Genomic DNA, 21,318 nt, shown 5'->3' on the forward strand with positions numbered 1-21,318 from the left:
GCTCACCACATAGGAGGCCACAAATGGCGACCCCGAAATTCGACGTTTACCAGCATGTCACCGACGCGATCATTTCCGAGATCGAGGCGGGCACCCCGCCGTGGCGCAAGCCCTGGACCGGCGAGCGCGGCGGGCTGGCATTTCCGCTGCGCCACAACGGTGAGGAATATCGCGGCATCAATGTGCTGATGCTCTGGATCGCAGCGGCGAAGAACGGCTACGCCTCGGCGCGCTGGATGACCTATAAGCAGGCGCAAGAGCTGGGTGGACAGGTGCGCAAGGGGGAGAAATCCGCGACCGTGGTGAAATACGGCACCTTCGACCGGGAAGACCCTGAGACCGGGGAGGAAAAGGCAATCCCCTACGCGAAAGCCTATCGCGTGTTCAATGCCGACCAGATCGAGGGCCTGCCCGGCGAATATTACCACCAGCCCGAGCCCGCGCGTGACCTCGGCACGGTGGCCGACCCTGAGCTAGACGCCTTCTTTCAGCGTTCGGGCGCGGAGATCGAGACCACCGCCGAGCCGCGCGCCTATTATGACCTGCGGCGCGATTGCATCCACATGCCGCCGATCAGCACGTTTCACGAGGCCGCCGGCTACTATGCCACCCTTGCCCATGAGCTGACCCATAATGCCGAGGTTCGGATTATGCCGCACCGATATGCAGCTCCTGTTGTGTTGTAGTTAGATCGGCGCGGCAGGTCGGCATAACACTTTGGCGGCAAACAGCAGCCGTTCGAACCGAACGCGGCGAATTCGGGCTTTGAGCCCATACTTCTCTTTTATCAATGGCGCAGCATCGGTCTCGAAGGGTGGGAAGCCGACCTTCGCTACGACGGGAACTGAGGCATATTACTCGCAGTACAAGGCGCAGTTTTTAGAATTTGAGCGGCCACTAACGCGAAGGAGGCCACCGACTTTACAGGCTGTGGTTTTTGTTATTCCATCATCATCGCTTTATTAATCCTGATGCTCATTCTAAAGTGTCATGGAAATTCACATTATTTGAGGGAGAACGGCCATGTCAGATGATGTCTTAAACAAGGGTAAATGTCCGGTGTCCCACCTGACAACGGCTTTCGGTGCTCCGGTGGTCGACAACCAGAACTCAATGACCGCAGGGAAACGTGGGCCCGTGTTGGTGCAAGATATCTGGCTCAACGAAAAGCTTGCGAATTTCGTGCGCGAAGTCATCCCGGAGCGCCGCATGCACGCCAAAGGGTCCGGTGCGTTCGGCACGTTCACCGTGACCAACGATATCACCCACTACACACGCGCCAAAATTTTCAGTGAAGTTGGCAAGAAGACCGAGATGTTCGCCCGCTTCAGCACTGTGGCGGGTGAACGCGGCGCGGCAGATGCCGAGCGGGATATTCGCGGCTTTGCGCTCAAATTCTACACCGAAGAAGGTAACTGGGACATGGTGGGTAACAACACCCCTGTGTTCTTCTTGCGGGATGCCAAGAAATTCCCGGATCTCAACAAGGCCGTCAAACGCGATCCACGGACCAACATGCGTTCCCCGACAAACAACTGGGACTTCTGGACGCTTCTGCCCGAAGCCCTGCATCAGGTCACGGTGGTGATGTCTGATCGCGGCATTCCCAAAAGTTTCCGGAACATGCACGGGTTCAGCAGCCATACCTATAGCTTCTGGAACGACGCCGGTGAGCGTTTCTGGGTGAAGTTGCATTTCAGGACCCAACAGGGCATTGAAAACCTGACTGACGCAGAGGCAGCTTCGGTTGTGGCCGATGACCGCGAAAGCAATCAGCGCGATCTCTTTGATGCGATCGAACGCGGTGATTTTCCGCGCTGGAAGATGTATGTACAAGTGATGCCCGAAGCCGAGGCAGAAACCTATCACGTTCATCCGTTCGACCTGACCAAGGTTTGGTACAAGGAAGATTACCCACTTATCGAAGTCGGCGAATTCGAACTGAACCGCAATCCGGAAAACTATCACGCAGATGTCGAGCAGGCCGCTTTCTCGCCATCGAACCTCGTGCCGGGAATCAGCGTTTCGCCCGACAAGATGCTTCAGACGCGGTTGATCAATTATCCGGACTCACAGCGCTACCGACTGGGTGTGAATTACCAGCAGGTGCCAGTCAATGCCGCCAAATGTCCGGTCATGAGCAACCACCGAGATGGCCTTGGGCGGGCGGATGACAACTACGGCAGGCTGCCGCACTATCAGCCGAACAGCTTTGGCCAATGGGTCGATCAGCCCGAATACGCGGAGCCGCCACTCAAGATTGACGGAAACGCCGCAATGTTCGATTTCCGCGAGGATGACGACGATTATTACACGCAGCCCCGCAAGCTTTTCCAACTGATGACACCGGCACAACAACAGGTTCTGTTTGAAAACACCGGGCGAAACATGGGCGATGCTCCTGATTTCATAAAGCAGCGTCACATCGACAACTGTACGCGCTGCGACCGAAACTATGGCGAAGGTGTTGCCAAGGCTTTGGGCATGTCGGCCAAATCGCCAGAGGAACTGTCCCCAAAGCCTGAATTGGCAGAGTAACGCTTCACTGTAATTCTGGCGGGGCGAGTCGCGCGCCCCGGCCGGGACACACCGATAGAAAGCCGGAACATTACCATCGAAGGCATCGACAGGCGCCTTCGATGCGCGCCTGACAATGCGCCGCAACAGCGGTACACCGGCGAAAGAGATGGCGCTACGCGCTTAACCCCATATATCGATTTCATCCGCTTCGCCAAACGTTGCGCGCGGCTGGTAAGCCGCGTTTCCTGATCCTCGGGCAGGCCCTCAAGCTGTATTCGTTGCGCAACCTCGTCGAGCGGTGCTTCAACAAGCTCAAGAACGCACGAAGGGTCGCAACCCGCTACGACAAGACCGCCCAGAGCTTCCTCGGCTTCATCGACATCACCTCGATCCGTCTATGGATACGCCATTTGTCAACATGACCTAGAAGCCATGCGCAGAGGAAACACTCGTGACACAGAGGCAGGTGAAAGGGGGCCAGTATGAATGCGCGTAGGTTTGACATTACCGCCGAAGAAATCGGCGTGGTGGTCGCGCGCTTTTACGCAGACATTCGCCACCATCCAGTTCTTGGGCCAGTTTTTGCACGGCACGTCACGGATTGGTCAGAGCATGAAAGCAGGATCATGTCTTTCTGGCGTAACGCGATCCTGCGCGAACAGGGCTACGATGGAAACCCCATGTTCGTTCACAAAGAGGCAGGAGACATACGCGCTGAGATGTTTCCAATATGGCTGGACCTCTTTGATAAAGTGCTGGCTGCTAACCTCACAATAGATCAGGCCCGCAATTGGTCAGCCCTCGCGCACCGGATTGGCAAGGGCCTCAGCTATGGGCTTGCGCAGGCTGGCGATCCCCCAAACCTCCGCCGCTGATAGAGAGGCAGCAGTTTCATCAACCAAATCTTCGACAATGCCAGAGCCGTTAAGCCGGGCCCTTTTGAACTCTAAAATACCTTTCCCCCGATCCCCAAGAAGGGGGGATAGCCCCCCTGCCTGCCTAAACCGCGACCCCAAATAGTTTCCCGATAGCGGCGGTCACTGCCATCGCGGCACCGCCCCAGAAGACCACACGCAGTGTTGGTCGCAACAACTTGGCTCCGCCGGCCCAAGCCCCGAGAGCCCCGAGAACGGCAAGCGCGAGCAGCGTTGTCACAGTAACCACGACGGCGACAGTTTCTGCGGGTGAGACGAGCGCAGCAACCATCGGCACAGCCCCGGCCAAAGTGAACGTGAGCCCAGAGGCAAAGGCAGCCTGTAAGGGATTGGCGCTATGCACCTCAGAGAGGCCGAGTTCATCGCGCACATGGGCCCCAAGCGCGTCAGCTTCGGTCAACTCGCGCGCGACAAGCGCTGCCGTCGCGGGCGAGAGCCCTCGGCTCTCCCAGATAGAAGCCAGTTCCGCCTCCTCCTCCGCGGGTGTCTCGCGCAGAGCCTGCGCCTCACGGGCGATGTCAGCACCTTCAATATCCGATTGTGAGCTGACCGAGACATATTCCCCCGCCGCCATCGACATCGCCCCGGCGGCCAATCCCGCGGCGCCTGCAATCAACACCGCCTCTGCGGAAGGATTGGCGACCGCCACGCCCACGATGAGCGCCGAGATCGAGACGATCCCATCGTTGGCGCCGAGCACCGCGGCCCGCAACCAACCGCTGCGGTTGACGAAATGTACTTCTTCATGGGCTGACTGATAGGTCATGGCCGTCCCGCTCCAATTTCATACTGTCGATCTGACCCTGTAGATTCCAGCCTGCATTCCCCAAGTGGCGTGTCGTTTGAGGTGAAGATCGCCTGTATCCGAGCGCTAGACAAGGATTTTCTGCCGCAAGCGGCACCTGCGGTCGCGCAGACTGCTGGATCTGGACGGATCAGACCGCGAAGCCGCTGTTTCCTTGCCCAGGGGCGGCGTTTTTCAGCGCAGCGGACAGATCTGTCCAGCCGCTTTCGTTCAGTTTGAGCGTGGATCGCGATCATGCGCATAGCGGTGGCGCTCGCAATCGGCGGATAGCGGCGAGGATGGCGCGTACCATCGTGCCGGTGACAGCGACCTCGGCCAGCTGGAAGGTGATGGTGCGGGCGTGACGGACCACACGTGCCCCGATCTTGATCAGCTTCAGTTGCAGGCTGGTCAACGACCAGTCGGCCATGGCCTCGGGCAGCTCGATGCAGCGCAAGAAGGTGGCCAGATTGTACGCCAGGGCGTGCAGTTGCAGCCGCACCTCATTGTCGCGGAACTTCCGGCACGACAGCCGCGTCCAGCGAAAGGCGTATTTGCCCTCTTTGATGTGCTGCTCGGCGGTGCCGCGCTGGTTGTAGAACCGCACCACCCAGTCCGGCTCCATCGGCAGGTTGGTGACGATGAAGCCGACACGCGGGAACAGTTCGCCCGGATGCCATTCGATCTTGGCGATCACCCGGCGTTCCTTGTCCCAGGACGCCGCCTGATACTCGAATTCCTCGAAGAACCGCTTGACCTTGGTCAGTGACGGCCGCCCGACAGGGCGCGTTAGCCGATGCGCGATCTTGTCCTTGAGGACCGCGTTTGCGGGCAGCCGGATGGCGTAGAAGAACCGCGCTTCTTCCAATCGCTCATAGATCGCCGGGATCGCGTAGGCAGCATCGGCCCGGAAGAACCTGCCACCAAGGTCGCGCTCCGCGTAGCGCGCAATGACGGGGTCGAGAACATCACGCCAGCCATCGGCGCTGTGGACGTTGCCATGGCGCAGGGCGCAGCGTTCCAGCATCCCGAACTGGTTGAACAGAAAGTTGGGGTGATAGCAGCTACAGTCGAAATGGCCATTCCAGGCGGACCCTTCCTGGTCGCCATGGGTCGGGCTGACCGAGCTGTCCATGTCCAGAACGATGTACTTCAGCCCGTTACGGTCATGGAACCGGTCGATCCATTGCCCGTTCAGGTCGGCCAGCGCGGCACGGTTCCCGGCCAGAGCCAGCGTCTCGGTCTCGAACCGTCCCATCTGCGATGCCGAGGCCGCTTGTGCATCGACCGCTCTGCCGCCGACAACTTGGCGCATGACCGGATCGCAGGCGAGACGGTTGGCGTCGTTGACATCCTCGTATCCGGCCAGCCGCCCAAAGACTGATTGCCGGAACAGGCCGTCGAGCCGATGGACCGTGTTCTTGCCAGAGCGAGTATCGCGCAGCGCCGCTGACGCCAAATCGGACAACCCGAGCGCGTCATCAAGCTCGCGCATCACCAGAAGGCCGCCGTCGGAACTGAGCTGCGTGCCGCGAAATTCCAGCCGCACGCGAGGGTCGAAATCCACCCGATCTGCCCGTTGCAAGCCCGCACCCTCTGGGTGATCCATGAAACGCGCCCATCGCAGCCTTCAACACCATGTTTTATATAGGAAATATAATGGTCAGGACAGCGAAATCAGCGCCTTACTTGGGAAATGTGGGCTCAAACCAGACATGATGTGCTTTGGGAATGACAAGCACATGGCCTGCGCGGATCGGATGTAGGTCGAGGAAGGCCAGGATGCGGTCGCCCAGATAGACCCGATGAGCGAGCAATTCGCCGGAATCGATCCGGCAAAACAGGCAACTAACCTTGAAAGTTTAATTCTTTCATTTGACCCCATCGGGTTCCTGTTTCGTTCACAGTTACTGTCGAAAGGCATAAGTGCCAATACTTGGGTGACGTGCCGTGCAGCAACAGATTCTCGGACTCCCCATTAGCTGGGAGCAGCCGTAGATCCCAGCTCATTTCGTCAGGCTGATTGACGTCTCAGCCGAGGCGTGCTGCGCTATCTTGAAGGTCCGCAGTGGGCCGATAGCATCGGCAAGGCGGAGATAAGCGACCGGCATCTATGTCCCATATTGTGTCGATCTATCCTCGCCCCGTGAGCGTCCGCTTCGGTGATCTGGCATAAGCACAACCTTCAACCAACTGAAGGAAAAGCTTATGAAAACGCAACCATCTCGCGCGAACGGATCTCTACCAAACCGGATTAACCATGCTGACCACTTCACCGAAGTCATCGAATCTGAAGGGTACAGCAAGGGGTCGATTGCGAAATACAGGTCGAATGCACAAGCGCTCACGGAGGCCCTGGTATCGGCAAAACTCATCCCTGCTGAGTTAACTGATGAGCTTATGGACCAGCTTGCGCGTCCAATCGTCGACGCCGCGTCGGCGAAAGACAAGAAGCATTGCCTATACCGACTTAATCGGTTCAGGGATTACCTGATCGAGAATGCATCCGCTCCTGCGCGCCCTATACCGCCACTCGACATGTCGCCAAGGGCTGTGCTCAAACGAGAGTACGAGACGTACCTGCGCGTCCAGCGCGGTCTGTCCGGGGACACAATCTACCACTGCCTGCGGTTCTATGACCGGTTTCTGACCGCGAAGTTCGGGACCGGTTTAGGCGATCTCAACAAGATCAAACCCCGCGACATCACTGGGTTTATCCTTCGATTGCGTGAGGCGCAAAATGCGCCGCGCGACAAGACCGGTCCGTCACATCTGCGTAACCTGTTCCAGTTCCTGTTTTGGAGCGGCAAGACGGAGCGAAACCTGAGCAGCGCCGTGCCGAAGGCGCGGCAGCCGAAGCCGACAGGCATTCCGAGGTATCTGGAGCCGGAACAGGTCAACCGGCTCATTGAGGCGGTGCGCGGCCACAAGAAAACGGGCCGACGCAACTATGCAATGCTGATGCTGATCGCCCGGCTGGGCCTTCGGCCCCCAGAGGTGACGGCGATAGAACTGGACGATATCGACTGGCGTGCTGGTGAAATCCTGATCCGTGGCAAAAGGCAATTGCATGATCGGATGCCAATGTCGGCGGAGATTGGTGAGGCGATTGTCGATTACATCAAGAACGAGCGCCTGGGCCCGGACCGCGCGCTGTTCGTGTCAGTCAAACCGCCGTTCAAGAGGTTCAAGGACGCGCAAATCCTGCGCTGGATTTTACGGGATGCATATGCTGCGACCGGCATTACTCCGCCGCAAGCCTATATCGGCACGCACATTCTGCGGCACAGCCTGGCCACCGACATGCTGCGAAAAGGCGCGTCGCTTGCCGAGATCGGGGATGTGCTTCGACACCGGTCTGCAATGAACACGACAATCTATGCGCAACATGATGTCGATGCCTTGCGTTCGATCTCGCGTTCCTGGCCCACGGCAGAGGAAAAGCAATGAAGCCGCTTACCCAACGACTTGATGAATACCTGGCCCTGCGGCGTTCGATGGGCTTTGACCTCTCCTTCGAGGAACGGGTTTTGCGCAAGTTCGCGATCTATGGCGACGAAAACGGGTTCGACCGGATCTCGACGCCCTTGTTCCTTGGCTGGAAGGGAAACTATGGCAGCGCGGACAACAACACATGGTCTCGTCGCCTTGGCATGGTGCGCCGGTTCGCCTTTTGGCTTGCAGAGCACGACGATCGGACCGAAGTCCCGTCCAGCCAACTCGTCATAGGTCGATACCGAAGACGTGTCCCCTACATCTATGCGCCCAGTCAGATCGCGGACATTGTCGATGAAGCCGGGCGGCTGCCGTCGCCCTACGGCCTTCGTGCCGCTTTGTGCCAGACCCTGTTCGGCTTGATCGCGGTGACGGGCATGCGGGTGAACGAAGCTTTGTCTCTGGACCGGCAAGACGTCGATCTTGACCGTGCCGTGCTTACGCTCAGAAACACGAAGAATGGTAAGGATCGGCAGCTGCCCGTCAAGCACGACACCGCCCATCGGCTCGCCCACTATGCCGAGTTGCGGGATCGGCTGGTAGCGCCCCAGTCGTCGGCGTTCTTCATCAAAGAAGATGGCAAGCCGGCGGGAGATTGCGGGGCACGCTACAACTTCGCGCAAGTCAGCAGAAACATCGGTCTTCGCTCACCGCAAGCCTTCAACCGACACGGCGATGGACCGCGCATCCATGATTTGCGGCACACATTTGCCGTCCACACCATCCTGGACTGGTTCCGCGATGGCCGGGACATCGAGGCAGAAATGTACAAGCTCAGCACCTATCTCGGCCATTCCGAACCAAAGCACACATTCTGGTATATCGAAGCCGTGCCCGAGCTGATGCAGCTGGCTGCGGCGCGGGCCGAACGACGGGTACTGGAGGGCGCATCATGATCGCGACCTATCCATTGCCAATCTACGTGCAACGGTTCTTCACCGAGCGGCTGTTGACCCAGATGCAGGCCAGCCCAAACACGATCGCCAGCTATCGCGACACCTTCCGGCTCTTGCTGAAATACGCGACAGCAGAGACCAGGTTGCCGCCGACTGAGCTGCATGTAGCCCACATCGATGCCGACATCATCGGGCGGTTCTTGACGTTCTGCGAGGATGAACGCGGTAACAGTGCGCGAAGCCGGAACACGCGGCTAGCCGCGATCCGTTCGTTCTTCAAATATGTCGCGGGCTGTGAACCTCAGTTGCTGCATCATTGCCAGAAGGTGCTGGCGATGCCGTCCAAACGGCACGAAAAACGCGTCGTGGACTTCCTCACCCGTGACGAGATGGAGGCCTTGCTGAAGGCACCTGACCAGACGACCTGGTTTGGGCGGCGTGATCGGGTGTTGCTCCTCACAATGCTACAGACGGGTTTGCGCGTATCAGAGGTGATCGGCCTGCGCGTCGGCGACGTCGAGCTCGGCACCGGAGCGCACCTCAGATGTATGGGCAAAGGCCGAAAGGAACGCGCAACGCCGCTTCGCACAGACAGTCGGGATGCATTGAAGGCGTGGCTCGCGCAGAGCCGGGCTGAGCCCAACGAGCCCCTGTTCGCAACCATCAGTGGCAGGCCGCTCAGCAGAGATGCGGTCGAGCGAATTGTTCGGAAACATGCGGCCACCGCCGCCTCGACCAACTCGACGTTCAGACTGAAGCGCGTCACACCCCATGTCTTGCGCCACACCGCTGCAATGCAGCTTCTACAGAGCGGAGTTGATCGGACAATCATTGCCCTTTGGCTGGGCCATGAATCGATTGATACGACACAAGTCTACATCCACGCCGATATCGAACTGAAAGAAAGGGCTATGGCTCTGACAAAGCCACTTGGCCAGGCGAGCGGACGATATCGACCGGGTGACGAACTCTTGGCATTCCTAGAAGCGCTCTGAATTATGCCGACCTGCCGCGCCGATCTAACTACAACACAACAGGAGCTGGATATCGGCGCGGCATAATCCGAACCTCGGCATTATGGATTGTCTCATGGGCCAAGGTGCCAAAATACCCAGCCGCCCGATAGAACGTGCCAATCGGGGGCATGTGGATGCGGTCGGTCTTGATGCTGTAGTAGGCGCGCGGCTCCTCTGTCGTGTCGATCTGCGCGCCTGTCGCGGCAAAGAATGCTTCCAATGCGGGATCGGCCACGGTGCCAAGATCACGGGGCGGATCGGGCAGGATGTAGAATTCAGCGGGTAAGCCCTCGATCTGGTCGGCGTTAAACACGCGGTAGGCCTTGGCATAGGGGATCTGGCGTTCCTCGCCGTTGTCGTCCTCGCGCTCGACGGTGCCGTATTTCACGACCGTAGCGGACTTCTCGCCCTTGCGGACATGGCCCCCAAGCTGCTTGGCCTGATTGAACGTCATCCAGCGAGCTGAGCTGTAATCCTTGGCCATCGCCGTGGCCCAAAGCATCAGGATGTTGATGCCCCGATAGGCTTCGCCGTTGAACCGCTCCGGCAAGCTGACCGATGCACCGCCGCCGGTCCACGGCTTGCGCCAGGGCGGCGTTCCGGCCTCAATCTGCGCAATGATCTGATTGGTGACATGGGAATAAACGTCAAACTTCTCTGCGGCCATTTGTGAACCTCCTTCGAGTGACGCGGTCCGGGTCTCTTCCCGTTTCCGCCAATGGGCGGGCCTTCCTGTTCTGATCTTTGGAATGCCCATGCATTCCGAAGGGCAGAGCAGGTAAGGGCAAAGCCCGTCCTGCGGCCTGGCAGGGCCGTGACAACCGGGTGGAGGGCGTGAATTTGGGAGGGAACCGCGCGCCTGCGCGGGGGAGGAACCGGAATTCTCGACCGGAACCGACGCCACAGGCGGCGCTTGCCGGTTTTCTCGGACCTGGCAGGATGGCAGGCGGATCAACAGGATTTGGAAACTGTCAGGGTTGGGGTAAGCGGGCGTCAGCCCGTCGATCCCCTTCCCTGTCTATCGCTCAAAGCGAGACCGGCGCACGCCGGGATCACCGAGTCATATTGACTTTATTGGCTGGAACCGAAGCGAAGGGCGGTCATAATATTTTCAAAGTCTTTGGGTACTGACCCTGAACAGGAGTTTCATATGACAGCCAATGTACTGGGGCCAGACAACGCATTTTGGATTGATGGCGAATGGCTTGGCTGGGATAGCATTATCGATCCAGAAGAAACCAAATTCAGCCGCCTCGCTGAACTTGAGCGCGAGGCCGAACTGCGCCTCAAATATCCGAACGCTGATCCAACTTTGGTTCCATACTTTCAGGACCTTTTGACGCTTGCAGAGGCCTATTTCTGTGACACTGGACAGCACCTCAACGTTTACGGCGACATAGGTGAACTTTTCGGTGCGATCATGTATGGAATCAAACTTCACAAGAACCATGCCCAAGGCTCCGATGGTAGATTGGGAAACGACTTCGTTGAAATCAAAACAATCTCGCCGATCAACAGCAAAGAAAAAACCAGTGTGCGTCTCGACAGGCACTTCAGCAAATTGCTCATTGTGAAGATAGACGACAACTTTGAAGTTTCGGGACGTCTCGTGAAGCGGGCCAACTTGCCCAAAAGAGTGGGCAACAATCTCCGGCTATCATGGGCAAACATACCCGGCGCTAACTGATCCCGTAATTTCTTACATGATCGGCTTGGTCTTTCCATCGAACGGAATGACACACCCGCCATCGTCGCAGCCGGAAACGTTCTCAAAATGCACGCCTTTCCAATAATATACTATTGAACGCCTTACTGGATTCCGCCACAAAGAGACTATCCCTCCTTTTCTCAGTGTATGCGATGAACCAGACGACTGACCTCGAACTAAACGTGACCACCGAACAAGGCCTTCGGGCGCTTGCCGAGGAAGGACACACAGTCGAAGTGCTGTGCAAAGCCGATCCTGAACGCAAGGGACCAAGCTGGTACGGCATGTGGATCATGCGAACGGTCGGAAACGACGGTCAGGAGAAAATCCTCGTCACTGCCAGAACGCGCGTGACGCAAAATGCGATCAGGGTGCGCGAGTTCAAGACGGCAACTGGAGTTATATCGTTCCTCGTCGGCATTGGGTTCGCACAGGCGAGCATTCCTATGAAAAACGGGGAAACGACTTCTCATCGTCTCGTCAGTGACTGAGGCCTGGATCGCGGTCGATGTCCCGATCCTTCTCGACCTCCAGATCCTTCTCCTGATCGCGCTCGTCCTCAATTTCTAGCCGCTCACGCGGCTTGTTCAGCACATCCTTCAGCCGCTCGTTGACAGACGGCTTGCGATCCTCGCGCGCGATATCGTCGGAGCGGTCCTGCCTTTGACGGTGGCCGGGGGTCCGCGACGGTCTCGCGGCCTCCTCGCCAAGGTCATTTTCGCTGAACCCGTCCAGCTTGTGAACCGCCGCCTGACCATCGCGCCCGGCGTCGTTCTCCATGATCTCTCTCAGCCGCTCGCGCGCGTAATTGCGGCCTTCTGGGATCGGCGTGTCGTCCTGGTCCCGTGACCGGCCCACGACCTGCGACAACCGCTCACGGATATCGTCCGACGTGCGCCCGTCACGTTCTTTCGACGTCGCGGCCCGGAGTGCCGCCAGACCGGCGGAAACACGGCCCTGCCCCGCCTCGCGCTCAATGCCGTAGGTCTCCCGCGCGATATCCAGCCGCTCACGCATTTCGCGGAAGGCGGCGCGGGCCTGGCGAGCGGCATGGACAACCGCGCCGCGCTCCGTGACCGGGACGTATTCCCGGCCCTGACGCTCGGCCATCGCCTTCGCCCGCCGCTCCATGGAGTTGGCCGCTGGCCCCAGCTTCAGCTCGGGGTCGCGGTCCAGCTCCTCGGCGGACAGCTTGTCGCCACGATCCAGCGCCGTCTCGCGCTGCGCTTCGAGCGACCGGTGATCGACGCGCTCGACTTCCCCGACACGCTCAAGCGCGCGGTTCTGCAACTCGGCCCAGAGGCCGCGCATCTGCTCGATCTCTACGCCGCCGGTCTTCGCGGAATCGAGAACCCGCGTCTTGGCGGTGAAGCCAGAGGCTTCCAGCTTGCGGGTGGAGGTCAGGACGTGGGCGTGATGATTGCGCTGATCACCTTCCCGGTGCGGCGCATGGATCGCCACATCAACGGCTACGCCATAGCGGCTGACCAGTTCCTGGGCGAAGTCGCGCGTGATCTGGGAGCGGTCCTCGGCGCTGATCTCGGACGGCAGGGCCAGTTCCCATTCGCGGGCGGTGACGGAGTTGCGACGGGTCTCGCTGGCCTCGACCTCGTTCCAGAGGCGGGACCGATCCTGCGCCCAATCCGGCGCGTCCTTCGGGGCCAGGATGAAGGTCTCCTCGATGCCCTGCTTGCGGGTGTAATCGTGGATGCGGCCTTCGCGCTGGCACTCGATGCGCTCTCCGACACGGTAGGCCGCTGCCGCCGTGGCAGAGCGCCCGGCGCTGCGTTTGATCGTCTTCACAGAGAGGTGGTAGCTGGCCATGCGCCTTCCCCTCGCCAGTGATGCGGACAAGCCCGCGCGCCGCGGCTGATCCGTACCGATGCCCTGACATGGGCCGCCGGGTCAGCCGTCTTTTCTCCGCAAGAGTGCGCCCGGAACCGGCGCGGTCTGATGGGAAAAGACAGCCCGCTTGAGGCGAGCCAACGGCTCTCCGACGCGCGGGCTTGCCAATGATCTGCCCCCAGATCCCCAGCCTCATGGGGGGCGGGATATGGAGACAGATCACTGGCGGTTTGCCGAGGGCAAACTCGGCGTGGATCAGCACCGGCAGGTCCGACGATCCACGCCACCCGCAAGGGAGACGCCAGCGACAGACCGGCCCCCACCGTGGGGCATCGGGCGAGACGCTGGCGCGACCTTGCGGGGCGCGATCCAACCGCTGAGGTTGGTTCTGGAGGGTTTGGGAGGGCGAAGGCCGCTCCCATTCCGGCGCGCGTCGCGGCGGACGGTGTTCGCCATCGGCTGAGGCCTTGCCTCAAGGAGATCGCACGCAAATCTCGGAACCGTAGGTGAAGAGTTTGCATAAGTGCGCCCTTGTCCTTTACAGGCCTACGGGTAAGCGCTATCGCTCGATCTGACAAGACCAACCTGTCCACCTGCTCTTTTCGAAGATGGAGACGCGCATTGGCAGACACCGAACTTGAACGGGCCGAGAAACGCTACGCCCAGGCCAAGGCCCGGCTTCAGGCACTGAAGAACCGGGAAGCCACCAGACAGCGCAAGCTGGATACACGGCGCAAGGTGATCCTGGGCGGGGCGCTCCTTGATCTGGCGGAACGGGATTCCGGAGCTGCCGCCATGCTCGACCGGCTGATCCGCAACCTCCCCCGCGAACAGGACCGCAAGGCTTTCGCGGACTGGGGAGTTCCCTCCCCTGCCCCGTCCGGCTCTGATCCGGATACGCCGTCCTGATGCGGGACGTGATGCTTGTCTTCGGAGGGCTGTTCCGGTTCTTCGGTCGATTGATCTTCATGCCCATCCTGTTGGGCTGGATGATCGGCGCTGTCCTGTTCGGCGCGATAATCGGGGCACTTGTCGCCACGCCATTCATCTTTGCCTTCTTTGACCAGCCACCCGGCGCAAACGCATGGCAGTGGCTGGTCTTCGGCCCGCTCATTTTTGTCGGTGCTATCTTTGGATTCCAGTACTGGCGCATGGCCTCTGGCGCAGACGCCTTCTTCGGGCTGACCGGCGACAGCCATGGCTCGGCCCGCTTCGCCAACCGCAAGGAGCTGAAGAAGCTCCAGCGCGAAGACGGCCTTCTGATCGGGCGCAACCCGCACACCGGACGGCTGCTGCGCTATGACGGTCCGGCCCATCTGATCACCCTCGCCCCGACACGGGCCGGAAAAGGCGTCGGCACCGTGATCCCGAACCTGCTGGCGGCGGAACGCTCGGTCCTGGTCATTGACCCCAAAGGCGAGAACGCCCGGATCGCCGGGGGAGCCCGGCTGCGGTTCGGAACGGTCCATATTCTCGATCCCTTCGAAGTCTCCGGGATGCCGTCTGCCGCCTACAATCCGCTCGACCGGCTGACACCCGACAGCCTCGATCTGGGTGAGGATGCCGCCTCCCTGACAGAGGCGCTGGTCATGGACCCGCCGGGACAGGTCACGGAAGCACATTGGAACGAGGAGGCCAAGGCCATCCTCGGCGGGCTGATCATGTTCTGCGTCTGCCACGAGGATAGCGACCGCCGGACGCTTGCCACTGTCCGGGAATATCTCACCCTGCCCCCGGAAAAGCTGCGCGCGCTGCTGGAGCTGATGCAGGACAGCGATGCGGCGGGCGGGCTAATCGCCCGCGCCGCCAACCGCTTCCTTGGCAAGGCGGATCGCGAAGCCGCCTCGGTGCTATCCAACGCACAGCGCCACACGCACTTTCTGGACAGCCCGCGCATTGCCAAAGTCCTGTCGCGGTCGGATTTCCACTTCTCCGATCTGCGCCAGCGGATCGCTTCGGTGTTTCTGGTGCTGCCACCGAACCGGATGGATGCCTACAGCCGCTGGCTGCGTCTTCTGGTCTCTCAGGCCCTTCAGGACATTGCACGGGACGCTGAGGCGTCCGTGAGACCCCTGAGCGGCCCTGCAAGCGCTCAGGGGGGCACACAGCGCCTCAAAACGCCCACGCTGTTCCTGCTGGACGAGTTTGCCGCCCTGGGCCGTCTGGAGGCCGTAGAGCGTGCCATGGGACTGATGGCAGGATATGGCCTCCAGCTCTGGCCGATCCTGCAGGACATGAGCCAACTCAAGGACCTCTACGGCGAACGCGCGGGCACCTTCATTGCCAATGCCGGGGTGCAACAGGTCTTCGGGGTGAATGATTTTGAAACCGCGAAGTGGCTGAGCCAGATGATCGGCCAGGAAACTGCCGGGTTCCAGACCGACAGCTTCAAGCCCGGTGACGGCCCCAGCTTCAGCAACAACCTCACCGGCCGCGATCTGCTGACCCCCGATGAAATCATGCAGCTCCGCCCGGAAAACCAGCTCCTGCGCGTGCAGGGGCAAGCCACCGCCGTGGCGCAAAAGCTGCGCTACTACGCCGATCCCGAGTTCAAGGGGCTGTTTGTCCCGCAGGACCAGTAATCCGAAGGACGCCTCCCGATGCCAGACCAACCCGACCTCCCTGCCCTCTCCGACGATGATCTGCGCGAAACGCTCGATCTCATGGCCACGGCTGTCGCCAGCATGTCCGACAGGATCGACGATCTGACCGCCGTGGCGGACAAGCAGATAAAGATCGCGACAGAAGCGCGGATCGCAGCCTTCGCCGCACGGGACCAAACCAATCCGAAAAAATACGGGGATCTTCTGGGCCAGACCTTCGACAGCCACCTGGGCGCAACCGCTGACGCGATGACCGAGATTGTCAGACGCCTTGGCGTCCAGACGGACAAGACCATCGGGGCCTTGGCCAAATCGGAAGATGACAGGTCCACAGCCTATCGAGCGGTGTTCGAACGGGAACGGAAAGCGGATCGGCTCAAAAGCCGCCTGCCCTGGTTTGGTCTGGGTGCATTCGTTGTGGCCCTAGTGCTGACGGTGACGCTTCCTCGTTTCTTGGCCAGCAACGCTTCCACATGCGCTGTCCTCGGGGCTTCCTGGACCACGACAACTACGGGTGTCGATGCCTGCGTGTTCTATCAGCGGTGAGCAGTTAGAATCGTCAGTTGATCGGGTTTCTGTGTGAAATTGCGTGGTGCTCCATGCTCTCTAGATGTGTTTGTCCATACTATTTAGCTTGGAACTTGCATGTGAAATGCGGAGTAATTTTGTAGTGTTAAATATGTGTTATATAATGTGTTACGCTGTGGATAAGTGTTCATAGTCCTATGAATTCATTAGGCTTTTAGAAGTGGTCTGTGTGTAGAGTCACGATAAAGCGTGTGTAAAGACACGAAAGAATGTGTGTAAAGACACGAAAGCTCTACGCCTGTGTGTGAAATCACGAAAGGGCTTGACCGTGTGTGTGAAATCACGAAACATAGGTCATGGTGTGTGAAATCACGAAAGACGGCGACCGCTCTCCCTTGCTGCCAGATCGGCAGGAACAAGGCGACTTTTTTGTATGCGATATCTTTGATGCCGCACCCAAGGGTGACATGGCTTCGATGGCGCATCCGATTTTCTCGCTTTCTACAAAACCAGATCACCGAGTGCGGCGATACGAAGATGGGACGGGGCGAAACTATCTCGAAGTGAAACCTTCGTCCGATGGTCTGGCAACGATCCACGATCGCGATGTGCTGATCTACTGCATCAGTCAAATTATGGCAGCTATCAACAAAGGTCAGAAGGTTTCAAAAATCGTTCGCCTGAAGGCGTTCGACCTCCTGAAAGCAACGAACCGGCCATCAGATGGGCGTGGATATAGCGGCCTTCGAAGCGCCCTCGCCCGGCTGCAAGGTACACAGATTGAGACGAACATCGTGACCGGCGATGTCGAGCAATTGGATATTTTCAGCATCATCGACCGCGCTCGTATCGTACGTGAAACCCGTGATGGCCGGATGCAGGAAATCGAAGTGCAACTCTCGGATTGGGTGTTCAACGCGATCCAAGCACACGAAGTGCTTACCCTTCACCGGAACTATTTCCGGCTGCGTAAGCCATTAGAGCGTCGCATCTATGAGATCGCCCGCAAGCACTGTGGCTCGAAGAAAGAGTGGAAAATCAGTCTTTCTGCTTTGCAAGACAAGTGCGGATCGGCTTCGACCTCTCGCGAGTTTAAGCGGCTGGTTGGCAACATTGTCGCTCAAGATGAGGCGTACAATCACATGCCGGATTATTCAGTCCGGTTAGACGAAAACATGGTCGTATTTCTAAACCGTCACGCGGAAAAGCCGCAAGCTCTGGCGGCTCCATCCGGGGCGATCCGTTTGAGCCCCGACGTTTATCAGGAAGCCCGTAAGGTTGCGCCGGGATGGGATATCTATACGCTAGAGCAAGAATGGCGCGAATGGATGGCCGACGGTGGTCTCGATGCACCGGCCAACCCGGACAGGGCATTCTTAGGGTTCTGCCGGAAAATCTTTGAGAAACGCGGCAACCCTTAGCCGCTTCTACCCTTCTGTTCTTCAAGCAACAACTCCAAGCCCTGCCAAAGGGTAAGATTGCGCGTTGAACAAAAAGCCCGGAAATCATCCACCACGCGCTTCGGGCCTGGTATCGAAACTTTGTCCTGCGGCTCTTTGCGTTTGGGGCCAGGTTTAAGGCGCGTCGTTGGCTCCCTGTTGACGAAGCCAAGATCGGCACCGGCCCTGACGGCCTCGCTTAATGAGCTGCCATCGACCTTTGGCCGAGGCTTGGGTGCTGGTGTTGTCTTGGGCAGGTCGATCCCACCTGAGAAGCCGTATTTCCCGCTCATGTCACTTGCTCCTTGGTAAGGGTTGCAATGACGGTTTGTGCGTAGTCGCGGGCATTCTCGATGGCTCCGGTCACCTGCTTCATGGCCTTGTCGGATACAGACGCGGTTTTGCCCTGCATTTCTTGCGTCACGATGTCAGGCAGCTCTGACAAGAGCACACCGTCCCGGAAGATGCGGGTGTAAGGCGCGCGCTTGGCGATCCGAACGGGTAGCGTCGGGATGTTGTTGAGCTCCATTTCTTGCCGCACGTCGCGCTCATCCGTGGTCTGGAACGCGGCGTTGGTGCGAGTGAACAAGAGGGCGTAGTTGATTTGCGCGCGGATCATGTTTGCTGTGGTTTGTACCAAGCGAACCGCTTGCGCGGCTTGCCGGGCTTCCATAGGCGAGCCATCGAGCGGGATGATGCACAAATCTGTCCGCGATAGCGCGAAAGTGACGATCTGATCCTTCGACCCTTCAAGGTCGATAATGAGATAGTCAGCCTCGTCAGATAGGCTGTCGATGAGCTCGACCGTCTCTTCGGCCTGCGGTCGCGCATGAACCGTGAAAGGAACGTCTCTACCCTCGGCTTCGCGCGTCTGGGCCCATGCAAGGATGTTGGCGTTTGGGTCCAGATCGAGAATCGCAACGCGACCGCCAGAAATAGCGATCTGTTCAGCCAAGAGCATGGCGGACGTAGTTTTCCCCGAGCCGCCTTTCGGGTTTGCGAAGGTGATTACATACATGGCGGTAGATTGCCTGCGTTTAACTCTAACGTCAACTATGGCGCTAACATTAATTATAGAGTTAACTTTAATGACATAGTTAGAGTTAAATTCGAGGGTGCTTTGAGACGTTCGACCTCGTCACATCTAGGTCGTTCAACCCTACGGGTTTTCAGTAATGGAACCGCAGTTGCGCAATCTCTAGGCTTTGGCGATCGCCAGCTCCACTGACCCGGTAGACCATTCGATCTTCCTGAGAAATTCGCCGGGACCACCAGCCAGTCAAATCCCCCTTCAAAGGTTCCGGCTTGCCGGTTCCTTTGAAGGGGGTCCGCTTGCACTGCTTGATCAGCTCGTTGATCCGGTCGCGTACCTTGTCGTTGGTGTTGACCCAGTATTGATAGTCTTCCCAGGCCTGATCGGAAAAAATCAGCTTCACTCGGTCAGCTCACGCTCTTCGCCAGTTCCAGCATCGAGTTGCGCGATCGACGCGCGCAAGCGGGATGCGTTTTTCGGTGTGGACAAGAGGTGCAACGTCTCGTTGACGGCGTTCCAAGTGTCCAAGGACACTACCACAACGGACTCGCCCTTCTTGCGCGTCACGACAACTTCCTGCTTGTCGTGGATCGCTCGATCCATGACGCCCTTTAGTTGAGCTCGTGCGTCTGAGTAGGTCATAACATCCATGTCGAATCTCCTTTGCTTCCCTTTATATGTACAATATTTAGTACAAGTAAAGGGGCTGTACGATACAAAGACAAGCCTCCTCACAGCGCGGGTAGCTCTTCGCCTCGCAAAGGCTTGCTCCCATATGCTGCTTGCACAGACTGGATCGGTCTGTTCAGAATACCGTGCAACATGCATTGAAAGCAGTCCTGATGCTAAAAAGAGCCTCGTTTACGAATTTAACCAGCGTGCCAAGCGCGGAATGGCAGTTCTCTTCCGGCCTCAATGTCATTGTTGGCGAAAATGGACTCGGAAAATCCCATGTACTGAAAGCGCTTTACTCGATCCTGAAATCCTTAACTCCTGATGGTATTTCTGTTGATGGTACACAGTTAGAAAGGTTTGGCAAAAGCCAGCTTGAAAAGCGGATCGCAGATGAGTTGTCAGGCAATATGCGTCCTGACAGCCTCGGACGACTAGTGAAACGACAGCAAGGCCGTAACCGTGCCGAAATCTCTATTAAATTCGAGGATAAGCGCCTGAATACCAGCTTCGGCTTTGCGACCAATTCTAGGTCCCAGGTGGAAATCTCCGACCTTCCGCATATTAGCTTGAACAAATCACCCGTTTTTATTCCGACACGCGAGCTCATCACCCTCTGCCCGTGGTTTGTTCCGCTCTTTGACTCCTACAATGTGCCTTTCGAGAAAAGCTGGCGCGATACTGTCATGCTGCTCGGGGCCCCCAGTCTTCGGGGCCCCCGAGAGACAAAGGTCCGCGAATTCCTCTCCCCTATCGAAGCCGCGATGGGCGGCAAGGTGGAGGTTGACGCAAATGGGCGTTTCTTCCTGAAGGTGAATGGCGGCAAGATGGAAGCCGCCCTCGTTGCTGAGGGCCTACGCAAGTTCGCAATGCTCGCTCGGCTAATTAGCACTGGTATCCTTCTCGAACAAGGATATCTGTTTTGGGACGAACCAGAGACCAACCTCAATCCCAAGCTGATCCGTGTCCTAGCTCAAGTGATTGTCGGATTGGCCGATCAAGGTATTCAGGTCTTCATCGCGACACACTCTGTGTTTCTGCTGCGTGAAATCTCCATTCTTACCGATGGCAGGAAGAAACCGAATTCCCGTTATTTTGCACTGGCCGCTTCTGGCGATGAAGAGGTTTCACACCTGGAGCAAGCCGACACGATCGATGCGCTAGAAACGCTTGTACTTCTTGACGAAGAACTGCAGCAATCCGAACGATACTTGGATGCTCAAGAAAATGGCTGATGTCACGCTTGACGAAGGGCATCTTCGTTTCGAATTTAAAGACGTTGACTTTGCCGAGCAGTATGATGGATGGCGCCATCATCGAAATGTTTTTTCATCTGCTTGTGGCGGAGCGAAGGCCGTAGATTTTGTTGTAGGCAAGGGCAACGTGATCTGGCTTATCGAAGTTAAGGATTATCGCCATCACCGGCGGGACAAGACAATCTCGCTTTGGGACGAGATTGCCATCAAAGTCCGCGATACGATGGCCGGTCTCGTGAGCACAAAATTTATCGGAGTTGATGATGATGAGCGACGGACTTCGCGGACGGCCCTTGGCAAGAGGAAACTTCACGTCGCCCTACATCTCGAGCAGACTAAAAACCCTAGCAGACTATTTCCCCAAGCTTTCAATCCCGCGAATGTTCGCTTGAAATTGAAACAGAACTTGCGGTTCGCAGACCTACATCCGGTGGTCTTTGACCGAACAGATTTCCCAGCCCAGCTCGGCCGGGTCACCAGCATTTAAGTAATATACTTAGGCATCTCACCAACGAAAGTAGCATATGAGGCAGCATGCGAGCTTTACTTTAAAAGCTCGCATGAGGGTGAGAGCGGACGTTCATGGAG

Annotated in this window: 23 protein-coding genes and 1 pseudogene; 15 read left to right on the plus strand and 9 right to left on the minus strand. The window is 58.2% G+C overall.

Going from position 1 to position 21,318, the window contains the following annotated elements; all coding sequences use genetic code 11:
- Positions 1 to 23: 23 nt before the first annotated feature.
- From DL1_RS17010 to DL1_RS17025, 4 genes and pseudogenes are all read left to right on the plus strand, one after another.
- Positions 24 to 686 carry an ArdC family protein gene (locus tag DL1_RS17010; RefSeq protein ID WP_081856385.1) on the plus strand — a complete coding sequence of 221 codons (663 nt, stop codon included), beginning with the start codon at positions 24 to 26 and terminating at the stop codon, positions 684 to 686.
- A 337-nt stretch (positions 687 to 1,023) separates the two neighbouring features.
- The gene (locus DL1_RS17015; protein WP_038068513.1) at positions 1,024 to 2,538 is read left to right on the plus strand and encodes a catalase; all 1,515 of its coding nucleotides are present in this window, start codon (positions 1,024 to 1,026) and stop codon (positions 2,536 to 2,538) included.
- 245 nt (positions 2,539 to 2,783) lie between these two features.
- Positions 2,784 to 2,942 (plus strand): annotated as a pseudogene (locus DL1_RS17020) (transposase); the annotation flags it as partial.
- Between the two features lie 60 nt (positions 2,943 to 3,002).
- Positions 3,003 to 3,395 (plus strand): group III truncated hemoglobin, encoded by a 393-nt coding sequence (locus DL1_RS17025; RefSeq protein WP_020952701.1) that lies wholly within the window; start codon positions 3,003 to 3,005, stop codon positions 3,393 to 3,395.
- A gap of 124 nt (positions 3,396 to 3,519) precedes the next feature.
- Here DL1_RS17025 and DL1_RS17030 read toward each other — a convergent pair whose 3' ends face one another.
- The 3 genes from DL1_RS17030 to DL1_RS21315 all read right to left on the minus strand — a co-directional run bounded on the left by DL1_RS17030 (position 3,520) and on the right by DL1_RS21315 (position 6,056).
- Entirely contained in the window at positions 3,520 to 4,221 is a 702-nt protein-coding gene (locus tag DL1_RS17030; protein WP_038068518.1) for a VIT1/CCC1 transporter family protein, read from the minus strand.
- Between the two features lie 271 nt (positions 4,222 to 4,492).
- Positions 4,493 to 5,848, minus strand: coding sequence for an IS1380-like element IS1247 family transposase (locus tag DL1_RS17035; protein ID WP_006473457.1), 1,356 nt, complete (start codon positions 5,846 to 5,848; stop codon positions 4,493 to 4,495).
- A gap of 76 nt (positions 5,849 to 5,924) precedes the next feature.
- Positions 5,925 to 6,056, minus strand: a complete 132-nt coding sequence (locus tag DL1_RS21315; RefSeq protein WP_245739662.1) for an HIT domain-containing protein — start codon at positions 6,054 to 6,056, stop codon at positions 5,925 to 5,927.
- Positions 6,057 to 6,447: 391 nt separating this feature from the next.
- Here DL1_RS21315 and DL1_RS17045 point away from each other — a divergent pair, with 391 nt between their 5' ends.
- The 3 genes from DL1_RS17045 to DL1_RS17055 are packed head-to-tail and all read left to right on the plus strand — an operon-like array spanning position 6,448 to position 9,625.
- On the plus strand, positions 6,448 to 7,689 hold the full coding sequence (locus tag DL1_RS17045) for a tyrosine-type recombinase/integrase (RefSeq protein ID WP_074855007.1): 1,242 nt from the start codon (positions 6,448 to 6,450) through the stop codon (positions 7,687 to 7,689).
- On the plus strand, positions 7,686 to 8,630 hold the full coding sequence (locus DL1_RS17050; protein WP_038068520.1) for a tyrosine-type recombinase/integrase: 945 nt from the start codon (positions 7,686 to 7,688) through the stop codon (positions 8,628 to 8,630). The genes DL1_RS17045 and DL1_RS17050 overlap by 4 nt, the downstream gene beginning before the upstream one ends.
- A complete protein-coding gene (locus DL1_RS17055) occupies positions 8,627 to 9,625 on the plus strand; it encodes a tyrosine-type recombinase/integrase (RefSeq protein ID WP_038068522.1) in 999 nt (332 codons plus the stop codon). Before DL1_RS17050 ends, DL1_RS17055 begins: the two co-directional genes overlap by 4 nt.
- 28 nt (positions 9,626 to 9,653) lie before the next feature.
- Here the strand turns inward: DL1_RS17055 and DL1_RS17060 are convergent, their stop codons facing one another.
- On the minus strand, positions 9,654 to 10,313 hold the full coding sequence (locus DL1_RS17060; RefSeq protein ID WP_245739661.1) for an ArdC family protein: 660 nt from the start codon (positions 10,311 to 10,313) through the stop codon (positions 9,654 to 9,656).
- Between the two features lie 483 nt (positions 10,314 to 10,796).
- Here DL1_RS17060 and DL1_RS17065 point away from each other — a divergent pair, with 483 nt between their 5' ends.
- Positions 10,797 to 11,333, plus strand: a complete 537-nt coding sequence (locus DL1_RS17065) for a hypothetical protein (protein WP_038068524.1) — start codon at positions 10,797 to 10,799, stop codon at positions 11,331 to 11,333.
- A gap of 173 nt (positions 11,334 to 11,506) precedes the next feature.
- Positions 11,507 to 11,845, plus strand: a complete 339-nt coding sequence (locus tag DL1_RS17070; protein WP_038068526.1) for a hypothetical protein — start codon at positions 11,507 to 11,509, stop codon at positions 11,843 to 11,845.
- On the opposite strand, the gene mobQ is transcribed toward DL1_RS17070, so the two are convergent.
- A complete protein-coding gene (gene mobQ, locus DL1_RS17075) occupies positions 11,835 to 13,178 on the minus strand; it encodes a MobQ family relaxase (RefSeq protein WP_038068528.1) in 1,344 nt (447 codons plus the stop codon). The two genes, DL1_RS17070 and mobQ, sit on opposite strands and share 11 nt — an antisense overlap.
- 642 nt (positions 13,179 to 13,820) lie before the next feature.
- Between mobQ and DL1_RS17080 the strand changes: the two genes are divergently transcribed.
- From DL1_RS17080 to DL1_RS17095, 4 genes are all read left to right on the plus strand, one after another.
- Positions 13,821 to 14,108: a hypothetical protein gene (locus tag DL1_RS17080; protein WP_038068529.1), complete on the plus strand. Its 288-nt coding sequence runs from the start codon at positions 13,821 to 13,823 to the stop codon at positions 14,106 to 14,108.
- Positions 14,108 to 15,781 (plus strand): type IV secretory system conjugative DNA transfer family protein, encoded by a 1,674-nt coding sequence (locus tag DL1_RS17085; protein ID WP_038068530.1) that lies wholly within the window; start codon positions 14,108 to 14,110, stop codon positions 15,779 to 15,781. The genes DL1_RS17080 and DL1_RS17085 overlap by 1 nt, the downstream gene beginning before the upstream one ends.
- An 18-nt stretch (positions 15,782 to 15,799) precedes the next feature.
- Positions 15,800 to 16,348 (plus strand): hypothetical protein, encoded by a 549-nt coding sequence (locus DL1_RS17090; protein WP_038068531.1) that lies wholly within the window; start codon positions 15,800 to 15,802, stop codon positions 16,346 to 16,348.
- A 338-nt stretch (positions 16,349 to 16,686) separates the two neighbouring features.
- Positions 16,687 to 17,751, plus strand: coding sequence for a replication initiator protein A (locus DL1_RS17095; protein ID WP_038068532.1), 1,065 nt, complete (start codon positions 16,687 to 16,689; stop codon positions 17,749 to 17,751).
- Here the strand turns inward: DL1_RS17095 and DL1_RS17100 are convergent.
- From DL1_RS17100 to DL1_RS17115, 4 genes are all read right to left on the minus strand, one after another.
- Positions 17,748 to 18,062, minus strand: coding sequence for a hypothetical protein (locus tag DL1_RS17100; RefSeq protein WP_038068533.1), 315 nt, complete (start codon positions 18,060 to 18,062; stop codon positions 17,748 to 17,750). The two genes, DL1_RS17095 and DL1_RS17100, sit on opposite strands and share 4 nt — an antisense overlap.
- On the minus strand, positions 18,059 to 18,787 hold the full coding sequence (locus DL1_RS17105; protein ID WP_037275336.1) for a ParA family protein: 729 nt from the start codon (positions 18,785 to 18,787) through the stop codon (positions 18,059 to 18,061). The genes DL1_RS17100 and DL1_RS17105 overlap by 4 nt, the downstream gene beginning before the upstream one ends.
- A gap of 151 nt (positions 18,788 to 18,938) precedes the next feature.
- Entirely contained in the window at positions 18,939 to 19,205 is a 267-nt protein-coding gene (locus DL1_RS17110) for a Txe/YoeB family addiction module toxin (RefSeq protein ID WP_038068535.1), read from the minus strand.
- Positions 19,202 to 19,453: a type II toxin-antitoxin system Phd/YefM family antitoxin gene (locus DL1_RS17115; RefSeq protein ID WP_036743750.1), complete on the minus strand. Its 252-nt coding sequence runs from the start codon at positions 19,451 to 19,453 to the stop codon at positions 19,202 to 19,204. Before DL1_RS17115 ends, DL1_RS17110 begins: the two co-directional genes overlap by 4 nt.
- Positions 19,454 to 19,617: 164 nt before the next feature.
- On the opposite strand from DL1_RS17115, the gene DL1_RS17120 reads away from it, so the two are divergent.
- On the plus strand, positions 19,618 to 20,709 hold the full coding sequence (locus DL1_RS17120) for an AAA family ATPase (protein ID WP_245739660.1): 1,092 nt from the start codon (positions 19,618 to 19,620) through the stop codon (positions 20,707 to 20,709).
- Positions 20,690 to 21,217, plus strand: a complete 528-nt coding sequence (locus DL1_RS17125) for a cysteine--tRNA ligase (RefSeq protein ID WP_177195351.1) — start codon at positions 20,690 to 20,692, stop codon at positions 21,215 to 21,217. The genes DL1_RS17120 and DL1_RS17125 overlap by 20 nt, the downstream gene beginning before the upstream one ends.
- Positions 21,218 to 21,318 lie beyond the last annotated feature (101 nt).

The sequence above is a fragment of the Thioclava dalianensis genome, assembly GCF_000715505.1.
Taxonomy (GTDB): Bacteria; Pseudomonadota; Alphaproteobacteria; order Rhodobacterales; family Rhodobacteraceae; genus Thioclava; species Thioclava dalianensis.

What these genes read in the sequence shown, in the direction of transcription:
- DL1_RS17010 (WP_081856385.1), top strand. Translation starts at nt 24, where the DNA reads ATGGCGACCCCGAAATTCGACGTTTACCAGCATGTCACCGACGCGATC.
- DL1_RS17015 (WP_038068513.1), top strand. Translation starts at nt 1,024, where the DNA reads ATGTCAGATGATGTCTTAAACAAGGGTAAATGTCCGGTGTCCCACCTG.
- DL1_RS17025 (WP_020952701.1), top strand. Translation starts at nt 3,003, where the DNA reads ATGAATGCGCGTAGGTTTGACATTACCGCCGAAGAAATCGGCGTGGTG.
- DL1_RS17030 (WP_038068518.1), bottom strand. Translation starts at nt 4,221, where the DNA reads ATGACCTATCAGTCAGCCCATGAAGAAGTACATTTCGTCAACCGCAGC.
- DL1_RS17035 (WP_006473457.1), bottom strand. Translation starts at nt 5,848, where the DNA reads ATGGATCACCCAGAGGGTGCGGGCTTGCAACGGGCAGATCGGGTGGAT.
- DL1_RS17045 (WP_074855007.1), top strand. Translation starts at nt 6,448, where the DNA reads ATGAAAACGCAACCATCTCGCGCGAACGGATCTCTACCAAACCGGATT.
- DL1_RS17050 (WP_038068520.1), top strand. Translation starts at nt 7,686, where the DNA reads ATGAAGCCGCTTACCCAACGACTTGATGAATACCTGGCCCTGCGGCGT.
- DL1_RS17055 (WP_038068522.1), top strand. Translation starts at nt 8,627, where the DNA reads ATGATCGCGACCTATCCATTGCCAATCTACGTGCAACGGTTCTTCACC.
- DL1_RS17060 (WP_245739661.1), bottom strand. Translation starts at nt 10,313, where the DNA reads ATGGCCGCAGAGAAGTTTGACGTTTATTCCCATGTCACCAATCAGATC.
- DL1_RS17065 (WP_038068524.1), top strand. Translation starts at nt 10,797, where the DNA reads ATGACAGCCAATGTACTGGGGCCAGACAACGCATTTTGGATTGATGGC.
- DL1_RS17070 (WP_038068526.1), top strand. Translation starts at nt 11,507, where the DNA reads ATGAACCAGACGACTGACCTCGAACTAAACGTGACCACCGAACAAGGC.
- mobQ (WP_038068528.1), bottom strand. Translation starts at nt 13,178, where the DNA reads ATGGCCAGCTACCACCTCTCTGTGAAGACGATCAAACGCAGCGCCGGG.
- DL1_RS17085 (WP_038068530.1), top strand. Translation starts at nt 14,108, where the DNA reads ATGCGGGACGTGATGCTTGTCTTCGGAGGGCTGTTCCGGTTCTTCGGT.
- DL1_RS17090 (WP_038068531.1), top strand. Translation starts at nt 15,800, where the DNA reads ATGCCAGACCAACCCGACCTCCCTGCCCTCTCCGACGATGATCTGCGC.
- DL1_RS17095 (WP_038068532.1), top strand. Translation starts at nt 16,687, where the DNA reads ATGGTGTGTGAAATCACGAAAGACGGCGACCGCTCTCCCTTGCTGCCA.
- DL1_RS17100 (WP_038068533.1), bottom strand. Translation starts at nt 18,062, where the DNA reads ATGAGCGGGAAATACGGCTTCTCAGGTGGGATCGACCTGCCCAAGACA.
- DL1_RS17105 (WP_037275336.1), bottom strand. Translation starts at nt 18,787, where the DNA reads ATGTATGTAATCACCTTCGCAAACCCGAAAGGCGGCTCGGGGAAAACT.
- DL1_RS17115 (WP_036743750.1), bottom strand. Translation starts at nt 19,453, where the DNA reads ATGGATGTTATGACCTACTCAGACGCACGAGCTCAACTAAAGGGCGTC.
- DL1_RS17125 (WP_177195351.1), top strand. Translation starts at nt 20,690, where the DNA reads ATGCTCAAGAAAATGGCTGATGTCACGCTTGACGAAGGGCATCTTCGT.